Below are 14,031 nucleotides of genomic sequence, written 5' to 3' on the forward strand. Positions count from 1 at the left end.
CCGCGGGATGCCGATGCGGCGCAGCGCACCAGCGATCGGCGCCAGTACGAAGGACAGCAGCACGGCCAGCGCCAGCGGCACCAGTAATTCGCGCGCGAAATACAGCACCGCGACCACCACCAGCGCGGCCTGGGCGATCGCCCCGCCATCCTTGGGCACGCCAGCCGGGCGGACGCGTCGGTCCGCGATGGGCAGTAGCTTGGGCATGGGAAGTGCTGTCCTTCGGTCGCGCGGCGGCTGTCCTGTGAACCCGAACACCGCCGCACCAGTCGCGTTTCATGGGTGTTGGGGCGATGCAATGCTTGCTCCACGCCTCTGCATCGTCCCCGCAGCGCTTCTGAGGAATTCGACCTCAGCATTGACAGAAGCCGAGGACGCCCTGGCCCTGCTCGCCGATCTGGAGCGCGGCTGGACCGCCGCCCGCCGCGCCACCGCCGGCCACCGCCGCCGCTCGCGCACCCCCGCTGCCGTCGACCTGATGGCCGCCCTGCCGCTGCTCTCCGCCACCTCGCTGGCCGGCGCGCTCGGCATCTCGATCAAGAGCGCGCTCGCCATCCTCGACCGCCTGGTCCAGGACGGCGTCGCCGTCCAGGTCACCGGCCGCGCCGCCCGCCGCCTGTTCGGCCTGCGCGGCCTGGCGCCGCTGGCCGCCGCCGTGGCACCGCCGCGCCGGCCCGAGCCCGGGCGCGGCCGCGGCCGGCCGCGGCGGATCCCGCTGAAGGTCGAGCCCGCGCCGCCCACCGGGCCGATCGCGCCCCTCGAACCCGTCGCGCGGGTGGTCTTTGACTACAGCGACCTCGACGCCGCCCTGCGCGACGCCGAGGCCGCCATGCGCCGCACCCGACGCTCCCCTCGACCAGCTGGCCGACGGCGGGTGGACGCCGCAGCCCGGGGACGGGGACACGCCGGAGGCGGAGCCGTCAGACAAGGTTGCCGACGACACGGGCGTGTGACGGGGCTTCGGCGGCGCAGCGCTCTCCTTTGCGGTCCCGAGCGCCAAACCGCGCGGGATCCTCGGGTTGGCAGGATTTGCCAGCCGCATCGAGCCAAGTGAAGGCAATCGAAACTCGACAATTGGCCCGGGAGCCGCAGAACACCCAGCAAATCATGCTTGGATGCGAGGCTGCCAGCAGGGCAGGCTGGCCGCACGGAGCGCTCTCGCACTGACTTGAGGGACAACGAAATGCCGCCCGCACCCAGCACCGACCTGCTGAAGGCAATTTTGGCCGCGTTCAACGCTCACGACGTGGATGGCGTCATAAGCTTCTTTGCCGAGGACTGTGTGTTGGACATGCCGCGCGGACCGGAGCCGTGGGTCGCCCGGTACGAGGGCTTTGGCCCAGTCAGGCAGGGTCTTCAAAGCCGTTTCACCGGCATTCCTGACGTGGCTTATGGCGACGACACCCACTACGTGGCTGGCGACACCGGGATGTCGAAGTGGACGCTCCGCGGCACCATCGCGGCGACCGGTGCACGCATCGAAGTCCGCGGTTGCGACTTCTACGACTTCCGTGACGGCAAGGTGGTCAAGAAAGACTCCTACTGGAAGATTGGGGAGCCGGTTGGTGGTGGATGATGCCCGACCGCCAACAGGTCCGGTCGCGACGCGCGCAGGTCTAGACCAGCGGTGGCTCGCGCTGGCGGTGCTGACCACCGCACGGGTCAGCATGGGGTTCCAGTTCCAGTCCATCGCCTCGGTCGCTCCGCTGATCATCGAGGATCTCGGCCTGAGCTATGCCGCGCTTGGAACCCTCATCGGACTCTACATGCTGCCGGGCATCGCGCTTTCGCTGCCTGGCGCGCTGATCGGACGACTCTATGGAGACAAGCGGACGGTCGCCTTGGGCCTCGTCCTCATGGCGGCGGGCGGGATCCTTGCAGGACTGGCGGAGGGCCACGCGGTCCTGCTCACTGGCCGGCTGATCTCCGGCGCGGGCGCGATCGTGCTGACCGTGCTGATGACCAAGATGGTGACGGACTGGTTCGCCGGGTGCGAGATCGTCCTTGCCATGGCGATCTTCATCAATTCCTTTCCGATCGGCATTGGGCTCGCGATGATGAGCCTTGGCCTCGTCGCGCGGGGTGGCGGGTGGCGCTTGGCCATGTTCGCCACCACCGTTTTGGCCCTCCTCAGCCTGCTGCTGTTTCTCGTGGCTTACCGCCGTCATCCGAACGACGGACGTGGCCCCGCATCAACCAAAAAGATGGGTGACGGAATCAACAGGCGTGAACTTAGGCTTGTCTGCATCGCGGGGACCATCTGGGGAACCTTTAACGGCACCTTTGCAATCATGCTGGGCTTCTCGCCCATTTTGTTGGTGACCTCGGGAATGACGGTCGTGCAGGCCGGCCTGGTCGTTGGGACGGCAGGGTGGCTGGTGGTCGCATCGGTGCAGGCCGGTGGAATTCTTGCCCAGCGAGGCGGACGGGCGACCGCGTTGGTGCTGATGGGGCTGTTTGGCTGGGGCCTGTGCCTGCTGCTCATGCCGCTGATCGCTCCAGCGCCACCGCTGTTGATTGCAGGGCTGATGATGGGACTGCCGGTCGGCGTGCTCCTGTCGCTGCCAAGCGAGGTACTACGGCCCGAGAGCCGCGGCGTCGGCATGGGCGTGTTCCAAACCTGCAACTTCGCAATCTTTGCGGCTCTGCCCGCACTTGCTGGACGCCTGCAGGATCTTATTGGCAACCCGGCCACGCCTTTCTACGTCGCGACGGCTTCGACCATGGCCATGGTGCTCGGGTACGGCTTATTCCGAGCCGTGCAAGTGCGCCAAAGGTCGTGACCCTGCCCCCTCAAATGTGCGGCCCTGGCTTGCTCGCCGATCTCGAACGCGGCTGGACCGCCGCCCGCCACGCCACCGCGGCCACTCCCGCACCCCCGCCGCCGTCGACCTGCTGGCCGCGCTGCCGCTGCTCTCCGCCACCTCCCTCGCCCGGGCGCTCGGCCTCTCGATCAAGAGCGCTGGCGCGATTCTCGAAGCCCTGCTGCGCGACGGCGCCGCCGTCGAGGTCAGCGGCCGCGCCACCCGCCGCCTGTTCGGCCTCTGGAACCTGGCGCCGTGGGCCGAAGCGGTGGCGCCGCCACACCGGCCCGAACCCGGGCGCGGCCTTCGACTACAGCGATCTTGAGGACGCCCTGCACGAGGCCGAAGCCGCCCTGTGCCGCACCCGTGCCAGTCTCGACCAGCTTGCCGGCGGCGGCTGGACGCCGGAGGAGCCTACTCAGGACGAATGCTCATCGCGAGCGTGTACTGGTCAATGCGCGGCTGCACGGCGAGTCCGCGGCGCGCGCCCCAGTTGTTCACTTGAAGCAACAGCGGGAGCATGACCGCCTCGGAAAGTGCAAGGTCAGTTGCCTGACGCAGTAGCCCGAGCAGACGCTCGCGGTCGAGCTCGGCCGATGCCGCGCTGAGCAGTCGGTCGAGTTCAAGGTTGGAGTAGCGGATGCGGTTAGCCGCGCCGAGACCGCTCTCGCGCGACCGCGTACCGAGTTGCGGCACCAGCGTGTAGAGCGGCTCGCCGGTCTGGTTGCCCCAGGACGAGAGAAAGACCGGGATCTCGTACCGGTTGCGGCGTGGCGTGAAGACTGCATGCGGCATCAGCTCCACCGTGGTCTGCACACCGATCCGCGACCACATCTGCGCAATGGCCTGCACCATCCGCGGTGCATTGAAGATGCGGTCGTTAGAGGTGGCGAGCGTGAGACGGAAGCCGTTGGGCCAGCCCGCCTCGGAAAGCAGGCGTCGCGCGCCCTGCGGGTCAAATGTGTCCGGCGCAATATCGGGGAAGTGGCCAAAGAAGCCTTCGGGCACGAACTGGCCCGTCATGACGGCCTGCCCCTCGTTGACCCGCTCGACGATGGCACGCCGGTCCAACGCCATGGAGAGGGCGCGGCGGACGCGGACGTCGGCCAGCGGGCTGTGCGGCGGCATAGCGCCGTCTACTGCGCGGATGTGGCCGGAGGATAGCGCCTCATCCGTCCGGTCGATGCCGAGGAAAACCAAGCGGCTTGAGGCAATGGTGTGGACGCGGAACCGCGGGTCGCCGCGCAGCCGCTCGACATCGGTCGAGGGAACGTCCGCGATCACGTCAGCGTCGCCGGCGAGAAGGGCGGCGAGGCGGGCAGGGTTGTTGGCGATGACGCGGAACTGCACGCGCTCCCACGGTTCGCGCTCTGCCCAGTGGTCCTCGCTACGGGAGAAGTGGATCTCGGTGCCGGCAGACCAGCGCTGGAAACGATAGGGGCCAGTGCCGACCATTGCCTTGCCGGAGTTGTAGTCGTCGGTCGTCGCGCCGCCGCCGTGCCGGCGTGAGACGATGAAGATGTTTGCGAGATTCGACATCAGGAGCGGCGCCGTTGCGCGCGCGGTGATGCGCAGGCTGTGCGGCCCGGTGATCTCGACCGCGGCGATCTCACGTGTGTAGGTGCCGTAGCTGCCGGGGCTATTCGGTACATCCGGCGCGCGGCGCAGGCTGAAGGCGACGTCCTCGGCGGTGAAGGGCGTGCCGTCATGCCACCGCACGCCCTCACGCAGGGTGACCTCCCAAGTCACCGCGTCGCTCGTGCGGGCGGCGACAGCAAGTCCGGGGGTCAGCTGCATTGCGGCGTCGGGGCGGAACAGCGTCTCGAAGACATGCGCGGCGGTGGCGCTGTTCTGAGCGTGCGCGTGGTAATGCGGATCGAGCGCGGTCGGCGCGGTGGTCAGCCCGATGGTGAGAGTTTGTCCGAATGCGGACGTGGTGGCGAGCAGGGCGGCAACGAGGGCTGCGGCAGGCTTTCGCATGAGGGCTCTCCCGGCAGAAAGCGGCCCCTGGTGAGACCCCGGCGGCGCGCGCGGTGATCTTGAGGGAGACGGCGTTCGCAAGTCCAGGATCGCGTGCGCGCCATGGCTGGTCTCCTTCGCCCGTCGCGCCCGGGAGCGACACACAACCTGTCAGCTGCGATCCATCAGATGGCGACCGACCTGTCAGCTGCGATCCATCAGATGGCGACCGGCATCTGGCGCTAGTAGGCGTGCTCAACGGACATGGCGGATGGCCTGGCCACCGCCCTGCCGCGCGGCAATGGGCTGTACCACGCCTACAACGCGGTGCTGAAGCACGCGACCGGCGGCAAGGGATGCGGCGCGATGTCGCTGGCGGAGCTGGAGGCTGCACTGGAATGGCTCGGCCGCAACCGGCTTCATGACCACCTGCACCTGCTGGAGGATGACCACCGCTTCGGCTGGCGCGCCCGCTCGCAGGGCACGTGGAAGCCACCGTCACGAGCCTATCGGTAGCTGACGCGGCAGCATGGAAGGACCGAGATCATCTGGCGTCCGCATGGAAATCCCCCCGTCACCACCGCCGTCATGGCCGCCGCCCAGGCCGGCTCCGACCGTGGCCTCGGCGTACTGCAGGCCGGGTTAGAAGACCCCGAACCCCAAGATCGCGTGCGGCCTGGCCTTCACCTTCCTGGTCAAGGCTCACGCCTGCCTCGCCGTCACCGCCGCGGACGGGGACTTGCGATGCCGCCGGCAAGCCGCTCCCGTTCTCACCCGAAGCCGTCGAGCGCCTGATGGACATGGCGAAGATAGCTCCAGCCTTTCGGCCCATGCTCCGCTCTGATGGATACGCTTCGTGAAGCACTGTGGCATCCTGGCCGTAGAACCGGTCACCTGCTTGAGCTTCGGCTGGACTGGAGAAGATTTGTCATGAGCTTCGTGCCGCGCTTCGCGATCGGACTATGTCTGTTGCTGACCAGTCCCGCCATGGCGCAGAGCCTGCGGATCTGGATCCGGGCGCCTGCCCCAGGCTACATCTTCCCCGCCACTAAATATGGGATCGCACCGGCGACGTCGGTATCGTCAATGACGACGAAATGGCTGACGCTTCCCGTCTGACGCGCCTTACCATAGGGCTTGTAGTCCGGGTCCGCAGCGAAGCGCTCGATTGCATCCATGGAAGGGAACACCACTAAGGCGATCAGCGTGCTGTCTCTCGGCGAACCCTCGAGCGTTCGGATGTTCCCGCTTCGGGAAAGATAGCGCCCGCCGTGCCGTTCGATAATTTTGTGAACTTCGGCGGCATAAGACGGGACCCATGCACCATCTGTGACCTTGATGTCGGCCTCGCTGCGTGGTGCCACACTCTCCGGCTCGCGCAGTTGTGGAGCGCCAACCCTGACGACGAGGGCGAGGGGCGCGATCTTGCGCAGCGGGCGATCGCAGTTGGAGCCGACGACCCAGAAGCACTTACCATGGGCGGCTACGCCCTCGGCTTTTTCAGCCGCGCTCCGCAGATCGGAATTCCCGCGATTGACCGAGGGCTGCTGCCAAATCCGAACTCTGCACGTGGTTTCACCTTCTCAGGATGGATGCGTTCGTTTGCAGGAGATCATGCCACGGCCATCGAACATTTTGCGCGTGCCCTTCGGCTTAGCCCCATGGATCCGATGGCATATCGGACGCGCGGCGGCCCCGTTCTCCCACCTGTTCAGCGGGAGGTCGGGGGACGCTGCAGCGATGGCGCAGCAGTCCCTTAGGCAGCAGGCGAATTTTGCGCCGGCGCATCGCGCACTCATCGCAGCACTCGGCCATCTCGGACGGTGCAATGATGCCGCAATCGCCGTTCACCACGCGCAGTCCGTCTCGCCTGGGCTGACCACAACCTCGGCACTTGCGGTCGCGCGCTTCGCGCGACCAGAGGATCGCACGCTGTTCCGCGACGGTCTCCTGCTGGCTGGTCTGCCCGAGTAGCGGTCCGCCAGTTCCCTTGGGCGCCTTTCCAAGATGGCTAGATCGCATTGAAGGCATGACGTGATTGATTTAGCACGCCGGGCGCCAGCGTCTCCCGGACGATCCGCAGCCGCTCCTCCGTCGACCAGTTCCGGCGCCGCACCTGCCGCACCAGCGCCGGCACACCCGAGTTCTGCGTGTACGCGATGGATGTAGAGCCGGTGGCGCTCGGTGCGGTGAGGGTGGCTTGCGGAAGGCCAGGAAGCGGCCGCTTCATTGTCGGGAACGGAAAGGGGCGGCGCACGAGGTCCGCACGGCGTTGTCCCCCCTGGCGGCACCGCTTGAGGCGATTACAAAGCCCTGGCCCGAAACCGATTTCCTCAACCTCGTGCGGCGGTTCCTGCTGAGGACACGAACGTAACCAGGCTTGCGGGCCATCAAACGGACGGCCCGCGGCTCCCATCTGCCGTTGTCGCCATTCGCGCTTCTATCCGGTGCAGCGTCGCCCGTATGTCCGCAAGGTCCGCCAGTATCCGGCTCATTGCGGTTTCCATGGCGGGTAGCCTGTCCTCCATATGGGCCAGCAGGTCCGCCGTCTCCACCGCCTGGGCCGGCGTCATGCGGTACTGCTGCTGCAACTCTGCGCGCAGCCGGCCCATGTCCTTCGGGGTCAGGGTCGCCGGGTCTATGTTCTGCGAGGCCATGGATCAAGCTCCACGTCGCGACAGAAGGGAGCGCTGCCACTGCGCCTCCGGTACCGCGATGACGAAGTAGCGCACGGCAGGAAGTGATGCTGGACGGGGCGGGCGTCGCTCCCGCCTGGGCTCAATTAAAGCTGCGCTCCAGGACGTACATCAGCAGAACGGCGACGATGGCTGCCCCGGCAATGGCGGGGAAGATCATCGGGTGGCGGTACTTCTGAACGTCGCGATGCCGATCGTCTGTGCGATCGGGGGTCATGTTGCTGTAGCTCATTGGGCGCTTCCTCCTCGGCAGCAAAGCAACGCTCTTCGCCGAAGCCGGGTTCAGGGCCGTTACGCTGCACCTCGGCGCGGTGGCGTGGCGCCGCCGGCTACCATGTTCGGGTGGTCGTGGAACTGCGCGCCGGGCTGGTCGGGCATCAGGCAAAGCCCTCGCTGCAGTCGCAGAGCGGCGGCTGACGGCTAACAGCCCGTTGATGAAGTCGTCGTTCAGCTTTGAGGTCCTGGCCCGAAGCTGACGGCGATAGCGGCGGTCTGATCGCCGGCGACGACGATCAGCAGCAGCATCGGGCAGCCGTTCGGCAGGATGATGACGGCGATGCAGGCGGAGAGCCTGGCCTGGAGCTCTCTTGGTGTTCCGGCGCCGGTCCGGTGAAGTCGAGGGCGGAATGGCGGCGGACAGGATTTAGAAGCCATCGATGTATCGCCGATGGCGGCGGCTGCGTCGGCACGCGTTTCGAAGGCGGTGCGCCAGACGAGTTCGGATTTCAGCGTCTTGAAGAACGTCTCGACCATCGCATTGTCGAAGCAGTTTCCGCGCCCTGAGCCGCATCGTCAACATCTCCTCCCAGCACGGCATGGTCTGCGCGCCGGGCAAGATCGCCTATGGCACCGGCAAGGCGGCGGCGGTCTACATCACGCGGCAGGTCGCGGTGGACTATGCTGAGGACAACATCGTCTGCGACGCCGTGGCACCGGGCCGGATCCTGACGGGCAAGCCGCTCGGCGGTGCCGGGTCAGATCCTCTGGAATACTCGCGGTCCCGCACACCGATGCCCCGCCTCGGCCGACCCGGTGACATCGCCAGCGCCGCACTGTTCTTGGCGAGCGACGACGCCACCTACATCACCGGGCACAACCTGATGGTCGATGGCGGCTGGATGGCTTACTAGGCCATGAAGATCCTCGTCACCGGCGCCACCGGCTTCGTCGGCCTCAGCATCGTCTCGGCACTGCTGGCCCAAGGGCTGGAGGTGGTGGGCGTTGGCCACGCAGCGCCACCTTCCGAGGCCCTTGCCGCGCTTCCCGGTCATAATCGGGTGGCCTGGCACATCGTGGATCTGCGGGATGCTGCCGCGGTGCAGGCGCTGTTCGCACGGGAGAGGCCGGATCGCGTGGTCCACGGCGCCGCCGTCACCACCGCGTCCACTCGCGACGGAGAGGCAGTGACCACGACCGCCGCCGTCAACATTATGGGCGCGCTGCATGTGCTGGATGCCGCCGCGGCTCAGGGCGTGCAGCGCCTGATCTTCCTCAGCTCCGCCTCGGTCTATGGCGCCGCGGAACCCGCGCAGGGCCTGCTGGACGAGGCCCTGAGCCTGCCGCAGCCCGGCGCCGTCTATGGCATCACCAAGCTGGCCGCGGAGCGCCTGCCGCTGCGAGCCGGGCCGTTGCGGGGTGTGCAGGTCTTCGCCGCCCGACTGGGCGGCGTGTTCGGCCGCTTCGAGCGTGACAGCGGTCTGCGGGACACGCTCAGCCCAATGCACCAGGTGATGCAGGCGGCGCGCCAGGGCCGGCCCATCATCCTGCCGCGCCCCGGGGCCCGAGACTGGATCTACGCGCCTGACATTGCGGAGGGCGTGGTCAGCCTACTGCTGGCGGAGGCACCCGCTTCCCCGGTTTACAACCTGTCCTCACCCTGGATATGGTCGGTAGCGGAATGGTGCGCCGCGTTGGCGCTGCGTCGAAAGATCGACTGGCGCCTGGCCCGGTCCGATGAGCCTACGACAATTGATTTCCATGGCCCGGATGAACGCCCACCTCTGGCCACCTCCCGCGCCTTACAGGATCTTGGTTTCGCGCCCGGTTTGGCATGGTGGAGGCGCTGACGGGCTACCTGGATTGGCTGCAACGCTCCTCCCGCAAAGGAGACACGATATGACCACATGCCGCTGCCTGCTCTCGGCCGGCGCTGCAATGCTGGCGTCGCCCGCGCCTCACCAGGCCTGATCATCATCCTGGTGGCGCATGACCACGAGGATGCGATGGAACTGGCGGACCGCGTGGCGGTGATGGATCGTAGTAAGTGGTCCTTTCGACCCGTTCAGTTCATTGCTGGCGCTCCACCACGCATGCCCGATGACTCAGTGAGAGCGCGACACAACGCGGGATGCTGAGTCAGCGGCCGCGCACTGCACTCACCTCGATCTCGACCAGCCAGCCGGGGTTGACCAAGCCTGCGACCTGCATAACGGAGCGGACCGGCAAATTGGGCTGAGCGGGCGTGCCAAAATGCTCGCGGTAAGCTTCCATAAAGCCATCGAAATCCATACGGCCGCCGCGCGCAGGATCACCGACCAGGAAGACCTGCATTCGCACGACATCTCCCATGGTGAGGTCGAGGCGGCGGAGGGAAGCTTCAATGCTGCGTAGCACGCCGGCGGTCTGCGCGCGGGTGTCGCCGCCCCACGCGGTGGGGCTGGTGGCGGACGCCTCGCGGTCCGCGCGCGGCGGCACGGCGCCGGACAGGTGCACCATGGTCAGCCCGGCCGGCACCTCCACCGCCGCGGCGATGGGAAAGTCCGAGTTCGGGATGCGGTGGCGCGTGACGTCCTGCGCCAAAGCAGGCGTGGCGAGGAGGGTGGCCAGAAGAAGGAATCGGGTCATCGTAGTGCCTTGGCCTCCTCGGCGGTAACGGGTTCACGATAGTCGTTGCCGAAATGCGTGCGGATGTAGGTGACGACGTTCGCCACCTGCTCGTCGGTCAGCATGCGCCCGAAGCCAGGCATCGCGCGCTGGCCCTGCACCACCAGGATCAGCGGATAGCCCGCCGCCTCGAGGTTCGTGTTGTTCGCGAGCGCGGGATAGGCGGCGGCGCCCTCGGCACCCTGGCCCTGCGGCATATGGCAGGATTGGCAGACCTCCCGGTACACCCCCTCCCCGTCCGTGGATTGCACGGTGGGCGTGGCAGCGAAGGGCGAGCCGCGCGACTGCGCGAGCGCGGCGGCGGGAATGATAAGGGCTGCGAGCAGCATGAAGGCCCAGGTCCGGTTCATCGCATCAGCCTCCCACCACGCGCCCGTGCAGGCGCTGGATCGCGTCGTAGGCGGACAGCACTGCGCCTTCCTGCCAGGCCGGAAGATAGGAGGCGTGCTCGCCAGCCAGGACCAGGCGGTTGTCGATGGCGCAGAGGTTGTCGTAGTGCTCGGCGCGCTTGGCCTCGGTCCAGGTGCCGGCGCAGCCCAGCGTCCAGGGCACGCGATGCCAGGCGACGGAGATGCCAGTCTCGAACTCGTCACGATACGTCTGACCGTGGATCTGGCTGCCCCAGTCCAGGCTGTGGCGGATGCGGTCGGCTGGCGACATGGAGGAGAGCTGGTAGGCATAGACGCCGCCGTAGGGGTAGGCCGCAAGCAGCACGCCCTTGCCGGGGGACATGAAGCCGGTGGAGGGGTAGGAGATCTGCGAGTTCGGCAGGTCGGTGTAGGAAATGCCGCCGAAGATCTGTTCGTCCTGTTCCCAGAAGCGGCGCTTGAACTGCAGCCCGACCTTGGCGGCAGCGTCGTAGGGGATGGCGTCGATGGCGGCACGCATCGGGCCGCCGACATCCATCTCGATCTGGCTGAGAATGGTGAGCGGCAGAGTGCACACGCACCAGTCGGCGGTGGTCTCCACCGGGTTGCCGCCCTGCGCCGCATCGACATGCAGCACGCGGACGCCGGAGCCGGATTGGCGGATCTCCGTGACCTTGCGACCGAAGCGGACGATTTCCGGCCCCAGCTCCCGGAACAGCGCCTGGGCAATGGCATCCATGCCGCCAGCGGGCTGGAACATGGTGGTCTGGAATTCGTAGAGCATGCCGTTGGCCAGGTAGCGCCACATGCCAGAGCGCATCAGCTCACTCATCGGCAGCGGTTGAGAGGCTTCGGGGCGGGCGGATAACCCGCCGCCGGGATCCTTGGCAAAGCCGCGGCGGTCGCTGGCGACCAGGTTGGCATTGTAACGGTAATCGGAATCCAGGGCGCCCCAGCGGCGCAGGGCGGCAAGCAAGGCTTCCTTGTCCTCCCGCGTTACTTCGGCATCGAGCTTGTCCTGCTGCGTCGCCTTGGCGAGCAGCTCGCTGGTCTGGCCGATGAAGTCGGCCTGCACCTCGCGGTAGCGCTTCGGCTTGCCTTCGAAGCTGCGGGAGTTGTGGATCCAGGCGTTGTGGTTGACCTGGATGAAGGGCTCCAGCGCCACATTGTGACGGCGGCATAGCTCCAGCACCGCGTGGTGATTGTAGGGGATGCGCCAGGGGCCGGGGTTCAGGTACTGGCTGCGGTCAAATTCGCAGCGCTGCGTCTCACCGCCAAGTTCTGTGTAGGTGTCGCCGCCACGCAGTGTCCAGCAGCGGCCGCCAGCGCGGTTCTGGTACTCCAGGAGCTGCACCTTGTAGCCCGCCTTGCGCAGCTCGATAGCGGCGACCATGCCGGCCAAGCCGGCGCCGAGCACGAGGACGCTCGCACCGCGCACATCGCCATCGAGGCGCGGTGCGCCGCGATGGGGCGATTCCTGGGCGTGGCCCAGGTTGGTCATCGCCTCATACATCACGGTGCTGCCGGCGACTGCACCGATCATCGCTAGCAGGTCGCGACGGCTGCGCGGGCCTTGTTGGTCCGTATCCTGGTTCGGCATCTAGGTGCCACTCCCCCCAAAGCGTCAGGGTTGAACGCTGCCGCGGCCGGTTGGCGGCACGCTCAAGGGCGTTTGATGTGGCGAAGCCTAGCATTACAGTTGCGCATTTCCGCGTCTTCTGAATCAATGGGCAACCATGATTCGGGAGGTCATGGATGTCTGGCATATCGATAGAGGCGACGCTGGAGCTTTGGGCGAGTTCGCTGCGTGACATCAAGGGGCGGATGCGGCCGCTGTTCACGCAGGAACGGGTAGCCGCTTCGGCAGGGCTGTACCTCGATGGGCTGCTGGGCGATGAGCGGCGCAAGACCGGATGGATGCGGGCGGAGGCGGCCGGTGATCCTGGCCCGTGGCGTCAGCAGGCCATTCTGGGCCGTGGCCGCTGGGATGCGGATGCCTTGCGTGACGTTGTGCGTGACTACGTCGTTGAGCATCTGGCGGCGGATGATGCGGTCCTGGTGATCGACGAGACCGGCTTCCTCAAGCAGGGCCGCGCCTCCTGCGGTGTGGGGCGGCAATACACCGGCTCGGCAGGCAAGATCACCAACTGCCAGATTGGCGTGTTCGCGACCCTCGTCTCGCGGCATGGACATGCCTTCATCGACCGGGCGCTGTATCTGCCCAAGGCCTGGACGGATGACACGGCGCGGCTGGCGGCGGCCCATGTGCCGCAGGCCACGGGCTTCGCGACCAAGCCCGGACTTGCCGTTGGCATGATCAAACGCGCGGTTGCGGCCAACGTGCCCTTCGCCTGGGTTGCGGCCGACGGCGTCTACGGCGTCGGTGATGTGGAGATGGCCCTGCGCCGCGCGGGCAAGGGGTACGTGCTGGGCGTCAATTCCAATCACCAGTTCCGATCCTGGCTCGGCAAGCCGCCGGTTGCCGGCACGGCGCAACAGATCGCGGGCACCATCGATCCGTTAAGATGGCAGAGGCTGTCGGCGGGCGATGGCACGAAGGGCGCGCGCGAGCACGACTGGGTCTATTGCGAGTTGGCTGACCTCGACGCCGACGAATACGATGTCGCAGAAGCGGGCCTGTGGACGCGCGGGCTGCTGATCCGCCGCAACATCGCCGATCAGGAACTGGCGTTCTTTTCGACCTGGTGTCCGGCCGGCACCGGCATCGAGACCTTGGTCAAGGTCGAGGGCTGCCGCTGGGCCATAGAGGAGAGCTTTGAGGCTGCGAAAAACGAGTTGGGCCTCGACCACAACGAAACCCGGTCGTGGCATGGTTGGCATCGCCACGTCTCGCTCGTCATGCTGGCCTTCGCGATGATGGCTGCCATCCGGCATCGCGCGAACGCCGCGACGCCCCAAAAAACACCCGGCAGGATGAGGACGCTGTCCCGCCTGCGCTGATCCGCTGGTCAATCCAGGAAATCCGACGCATTGCCGTCAGGCTGGCGCAGCGACGCATTCGACCCGCACACATCATCGCGGGGTCGCTCTGGCGAAGGGCGCATCAAGCCGCAGCGCAAACCTGCCATTTCAAGATGAAAAGGCAACTGTAATGCTAGGGTCAGGACTCATTGCCCGAGCCAAAAGGTGACGGTGGCGGCGAGGGTGATGGCGCTGAAGAAGGTGTGTGCACATCGGTCGTAGCGCATGGCGATGCGACGCCAGTCCTTGAGTCTGCCGAACATGTTCTCGACGCGGTGGCGCTGGCGGTAGAGCGTGGGGTCGTGCGGGATTGGCACCTTCCGGCGGCGCGTAGACGGA

General features: G+C 66.9%; 18 protein-coding genes and 2 pseudogenes. 9 read left to right on the forward strand and 11 right to left on the reverse strand.

Annotated elements, in window-relative coordinates:
• Nucleotides 1-207 (reverse strand): annotated as a pseudogene (locus ACFHPP_RS28475) (AI-2E family transporter); the annotation flags it as partial.
• A 151-nt stretch (nucleotides 208-358) separates the two neighbouring features.
• On the opposite strand from ACFHPP_RS28475, the gene ACFHPP_RS28480 reads away from it, so the two are divergent.
• From ACFHPP_RS28480 to ACFHPP_RS28495, 4 genes are all read left to right on the forward strand, one after another.
• A complete protein-coding gene (locus ACFHPP_RS28480; protein WP_437166617.1) occupies nucleotides 359-1,054 on the forward strand; it encodes a hypothetical protein in 696 nt (231 codons plus the stop codon).
• A 129-nt stretch (nucleotides 1,055-1,183) separates the two neighbouring features.
• On the forward strand, nucleotides 1,184-1,576 hold the full coding sequence (locus ACFHPP_RS28485) for a nuclear transport factor 2 family protein (RefSeq protein ID WP_437166618.1): 393 nt from the start codon (nucleotides 1,184-1,186) through the stop codon (nucleotides 1,574-1,576).
• Nucleotides 1,566-2,783, forward strand: a complete 1,218-nt coding sequence (locus tag ACFHPP_RS28490) for an MFS transporter (protein ID WP_437166619.1) — start codon at nucleotides 1,566-1,568, stop codon at nucleotides 2,781-2,783. Before ACFHPP_RS28485 ends, ACFHPP_RS28490 begins: the two co-directional genes overlap by 11 nt.
• Before the next feature lie 16 nt (nucleotides 2,784-2,799).
• Entirely contained in the window at nucleotides 2,800-3,129 is a 330-nt protein-coding gene (locus ACFHPP_RS28495) for a hypothetical protein (RefSeq protein WP_437166620.1), read from the forward strand.
• Between the two features lie 89 nt (nucleotides 3,130-3,218).
• On the opposite strand, the gene ACFHPP_RS28500 is transcribed toward ACFHPP_RS28495, so the two are convergent.
• On the reverse strand, nucleotides 3,219-4,784 hold the full coding sequence (locus tag ACFHPP_RS28500) for an ABC transporter substrate-binding protein (RefSeq protein WP_437166621.1): 1,566 nt from the start codon (nucleotides 4,782-4,784) through the stop codon (nucleotides 3,219-3,221).
• Nucleotides 4,785-5,027: 243 nt separating this feature from the next.
• Between ACFHPP_RS28500 and ACFHPP_RS28505 the strand changes: the two genes are divergently transcribed.
• The gene (locus ACFHPP_RS28505) at nucleotides 5,028-5,279 is read left to right on the forward strand and encodes a hypothetical protein (protein ID WP_437166622.1); all 252 of its coding nucleotides are present in this window, start codon (nucleotides 5,028-5,030) and stop codon (nucleotides 5,277-5,279) included.
• Between the two features lie 515 nt (nucleotides 5,280-5,794).
• Here ACFHPP_RS28505 and ACFHPP_RS28510 read toward each other — a convergent pair.
• Nucleotides 5,795-6,127 (reverse strand): DUF1330 domain-containing protein, encoded by a 333-nt coding sequence (locus ACFHPP_RS28510; RefSeq protein WP_437166623.1) that lies wholly within the window; start codon nucleotides 6,125-6,127, stop codon nucleotides 5,795-5,797.
• 376 nt (nucleotides 6,128-6,503) lie between these two features.
• Between ACFHPP_RS28510 and ACFHPP_RS28515 the strand changes: the two genes are divergently transcribed.
• Nucleotides 6,504-6,737: a hypothetical protein gene (locus ACFHPP_RS28515; protein WP_437166624.1), complete on the forward strand. Its 234-nt coding sequence runs from the start codon at nucleotides 6,504-6,506 to the stop codon at nucleotides 6,735-6,737.
• Between the two features lie 37 nt (nucleotides 6,738-6,774).
• Here ACFHPP_RS28515 and ACFHPP_RS28520 read toward each other — a convergent pair whose 3' ends face one another.
• The 4 genes and pseudogenes from ACFHPP_RS28520 to ACFHPP_RS28535 form a co-directional block, all read right to left on the reverse strand.
• Nucleotides 6,775-6,993 carry a hypothetical protein gene (locus ACFHPP_RS28520; protein WP_437166625.1) on the reverse strand — a complete coding sequence of 73 codons (219 nt, stop codon included), beginning with the start codon at nucleotides 6,991-6,993 and terminating at the stop codon, nucleotides 6,775-6,777.
• Nucleotides 6,994-7,153: 160 nt separating this feature from the next.
• A complete protein-coding gene (locus ACFHPP_RS28525) occupies nucleotides 7,154-7,420 on the reverse strand; it encodes a hypothetical protein (RefSeq protein ID WP_437166626.1) in 267 nt (88 codons plus the stop codon).
• A gap of 121 nt (nucleotides 7,421-7,541) precedes the next feature.
• On the reverse strand, nucleotides 7,542-7,691 hold the full coding sequence (locus ACFHPP_RS28530) for a hypothetical protein (protein WP_437166627.1): 150 nt from the start codon (nucleotides 7,689-7,691) through the stop codon (nucleotides 7,542-7,544).
• A 280-nt stretch (nucleotides 7,692-7,971) separates the two neighbouring features.
• Nucleotides 7,972-8,242, reverse strand: a pseudogene (locus ACFHPP_RS28535) (IS3 family transposase); the annotation flags it as partial.
• Between the two features lie 14 nt (nucleotides 8,243-8,256).
• Here ACFHPP_RS28535 and ACFHPP_RS28540 point away from each other — a divergent pair.
• Both ACFHPP_RS28540 and ACFHPP_RS28545 read left to right on the forward strand, forming a co-directional pair.
• Nucleotides 8,257-8,589 carry an SDR family NAD(P)-dependent oxidoreductase gene (locus ACFHPP_RS28540; protein ID WP_437166634.1) on the forward strand — a complete coding sequence of 111 codons (333 nt, stop codon included), beginning with the start codon at nucleotides 8,257-8,259 and terminating at the stop codon, nucleotides 8,587-8,589.
• Nucleotides 8,590-8,592: 3 nt separating this feature from the next.
• Nucleotides 8,593-9,525, forward strand: coding sequence for an NAD-dependent epimerase/dehydratase family protein (locus ACFHPP_RS28545; protein WP_437166628.1), 933 nt, complete (start codon nucleotides 8,593-8,595; stop codon nucleotides 9,523-9,525).
• A gap of 289 nt (nucleotides 9,526-9,814) precedes the next feature.
• Here ACFHPP_RS28545 and ACFHPP_RS28550 read toward each other — a convergent pair whose 3' ends face one another.
• Genes ACFHPP_RS28550 through ACFHPP_RS28560 form a run of 3 tightly spaced genes read right to left on the reverse strand, consistent with a single transcriptional unit; the run spans nucleotide 9,815 to nucleotide 12,310 of the window.
• Nucleotides 9,815-10,303, reverse strand: coding sequence for a RidA family protein (locus tag ACFHPP_RS28550; RefSeq protein WP_437166629.1), 489 nt, complete (start codon nucleotides 10,301-10,303; stop codon nucleotides 9,815-9,817).
• Nucleotides 10,300-10,692 carry a c-type cytochrome gene (locus ACFHPP_RS28555; RefSeq protein ID WP_437166630.1) on the reverse strand — a complete coding sequence of 131 codons (393 nt, stop codon included), beginning with the start codon at nucleotides 10,690-10,692 and terminating at the stop codon, nucleotides 10,300-10,302. The genes ACFHPP_RS28550 and ACFHPP_RS28555 overlap by 4 nt, the downstream gene beginning before the upstream one ends.
• Nucleotides 10,693-10,696: 4 nt before the next feature.
• Complete coding sequence (locus tag ACFHPP_RS28560; RefSeq protein ID WP_437166631.1) at nucleotides 10,697-12,310, reverse strand: flavin monoamine oxidase family protein; 1,614 nt, start codon at nucleotides 12,308-12,310, stop codon at nucleotides 10,697-10,699.
• Between the two features lie 155 nt (nucleotides 12,311-12,465).
• Here ACFHPP_RS28560 and ACFHPP_RS28565 point away from each other — a divergent pair, with 155 nt between their 5' ends.
• Entirely contained in the window at nucleotides 12,466-13,671 is a 1,206-nt protein-coding gene (locus tag ACFHPP_RS28565) for an IS701 family transposase (RefSeq protein WP_437166632.1), read from the forward strand.
• A gap of 167 nt (nucleotides 13,672-13,838) precedes the next feature.
• Here the strand turns inward: ACFHPP_RS28565 and ACFHPP_RS28570 are convergent.
• Nucleotides 13,839-14,031, reverse strand: a 193-nt coding sequence (locus tag ACFHPP_RS28570) for a transposase (RefSeq protein ID WP_437166633.1), incomplete at its 5' end; no start/stop codon positions are given.

Origin of the sequence: Falsiroseomonas sp. E2-1-a20 (assembly GCF_051433195.1) — a bacterium.
Lineage (GTDB): Bacteria > Pseudomonadota > Alphaproteobacteria > Acetobacterales > Acetobacteraceae > Falsiroseomonas.

What these genes read in the sequence shown, in the direction of transcription:
- ACFHPP_RS28500 (WP_437166621.1), bottom strand. Translation starts at nt 4,784, where the DNA reads ATGCGAAAGCCTGCCGCAGCCCTCGTTGCCGCCCTGCTCGCCACCACG.
- ACFHPP_RS28515 (WP_437166624.1), top strand. Translation starts at nt 6,504, where the DNA reads ATGGCGCAGCAGTCCCTTAGGCAGCAGGCGAATTTTGCGCCGGCGCAT.
- ACFHPP_RS28555 (WP_437166630.1), bottom strand. Translation starts at nt 10,692, where the DNA reads ATGAACCGGACCTGGGCCTTCATGCTGCTCGCAGCCCTTATCATTCCC.
- ACFHPP_RS28505 (WP_437166622.1), top strand. Translation starts at nt 5,028, where the DNA reads ATGGCGGATGGCCTGGCCACCGCCCTGCCGCGCGGCAATGGGCTGTAC.
- ACFHPP_RS28525 (WP_437166626.1), bottom strand. Translation starts at nt 7,420, where the DNA reads ATGGCCTCGCAGAACATAGACCCGGCGACCCTGACCCCGAAGGACATG.
- ACFHPP_RS28520 (WP_437166625.1), bottom strand. Translation starts at nt 6,993, where the DNA reads ATGAAGCGGCCGCTTCCTGGCCTTCCGCAAGCCACCCTCACCGCACCG.
- ACFHPP_RS28565 (WP_437166632.1), top strand. Translation starts at nt 12,466, where the DNA reads ATGTCTGGCATATCGATAGAGGCGACGCTGGAGCTTTGGGCGAGTTCG.
- ACFHPP_RS28560 (WP_437166631.1), bottom strand. Translation starts at nt 12,310, where the DNA reads ATGCCGAACCAGGATACGGACCAACAAGGCCCGCGCAGCCGTCGCGAC.
- ACFHPP_RS28550 (WP_437166629.1), bottom strand. Translation starts at nt 10,303, where the DNA reads ATGACCCGATTCCTTCTTCTGGCCACCCTCCTCGCCACGCCTGCTTTG.
- ACFHPP_RS28545 (WP_437166628.1), top strand. Translation starts at nt 8,593, where the DNA reads ATGAAGATCCTCGTCACCGGCGCCACCGGCTTCGTCGGCCTCAGCATC.
- ACFHPP_RS28530 (WP_437166627.1), bottom strand. Translation starts at nt 7,691, where the DNA reads ATGAGCTACAGCAACATGACCCCCGATCGCACAGACGATCGGCATCGC.
- ACFHPP_RS28485 (WP_437166618.1), top strand. Translation starts at nt 1,184, where the DNA reads ATGCCGCCCGCACCCAGCACCGACCTGCTGAAGGCAATTTTGGCCGCG.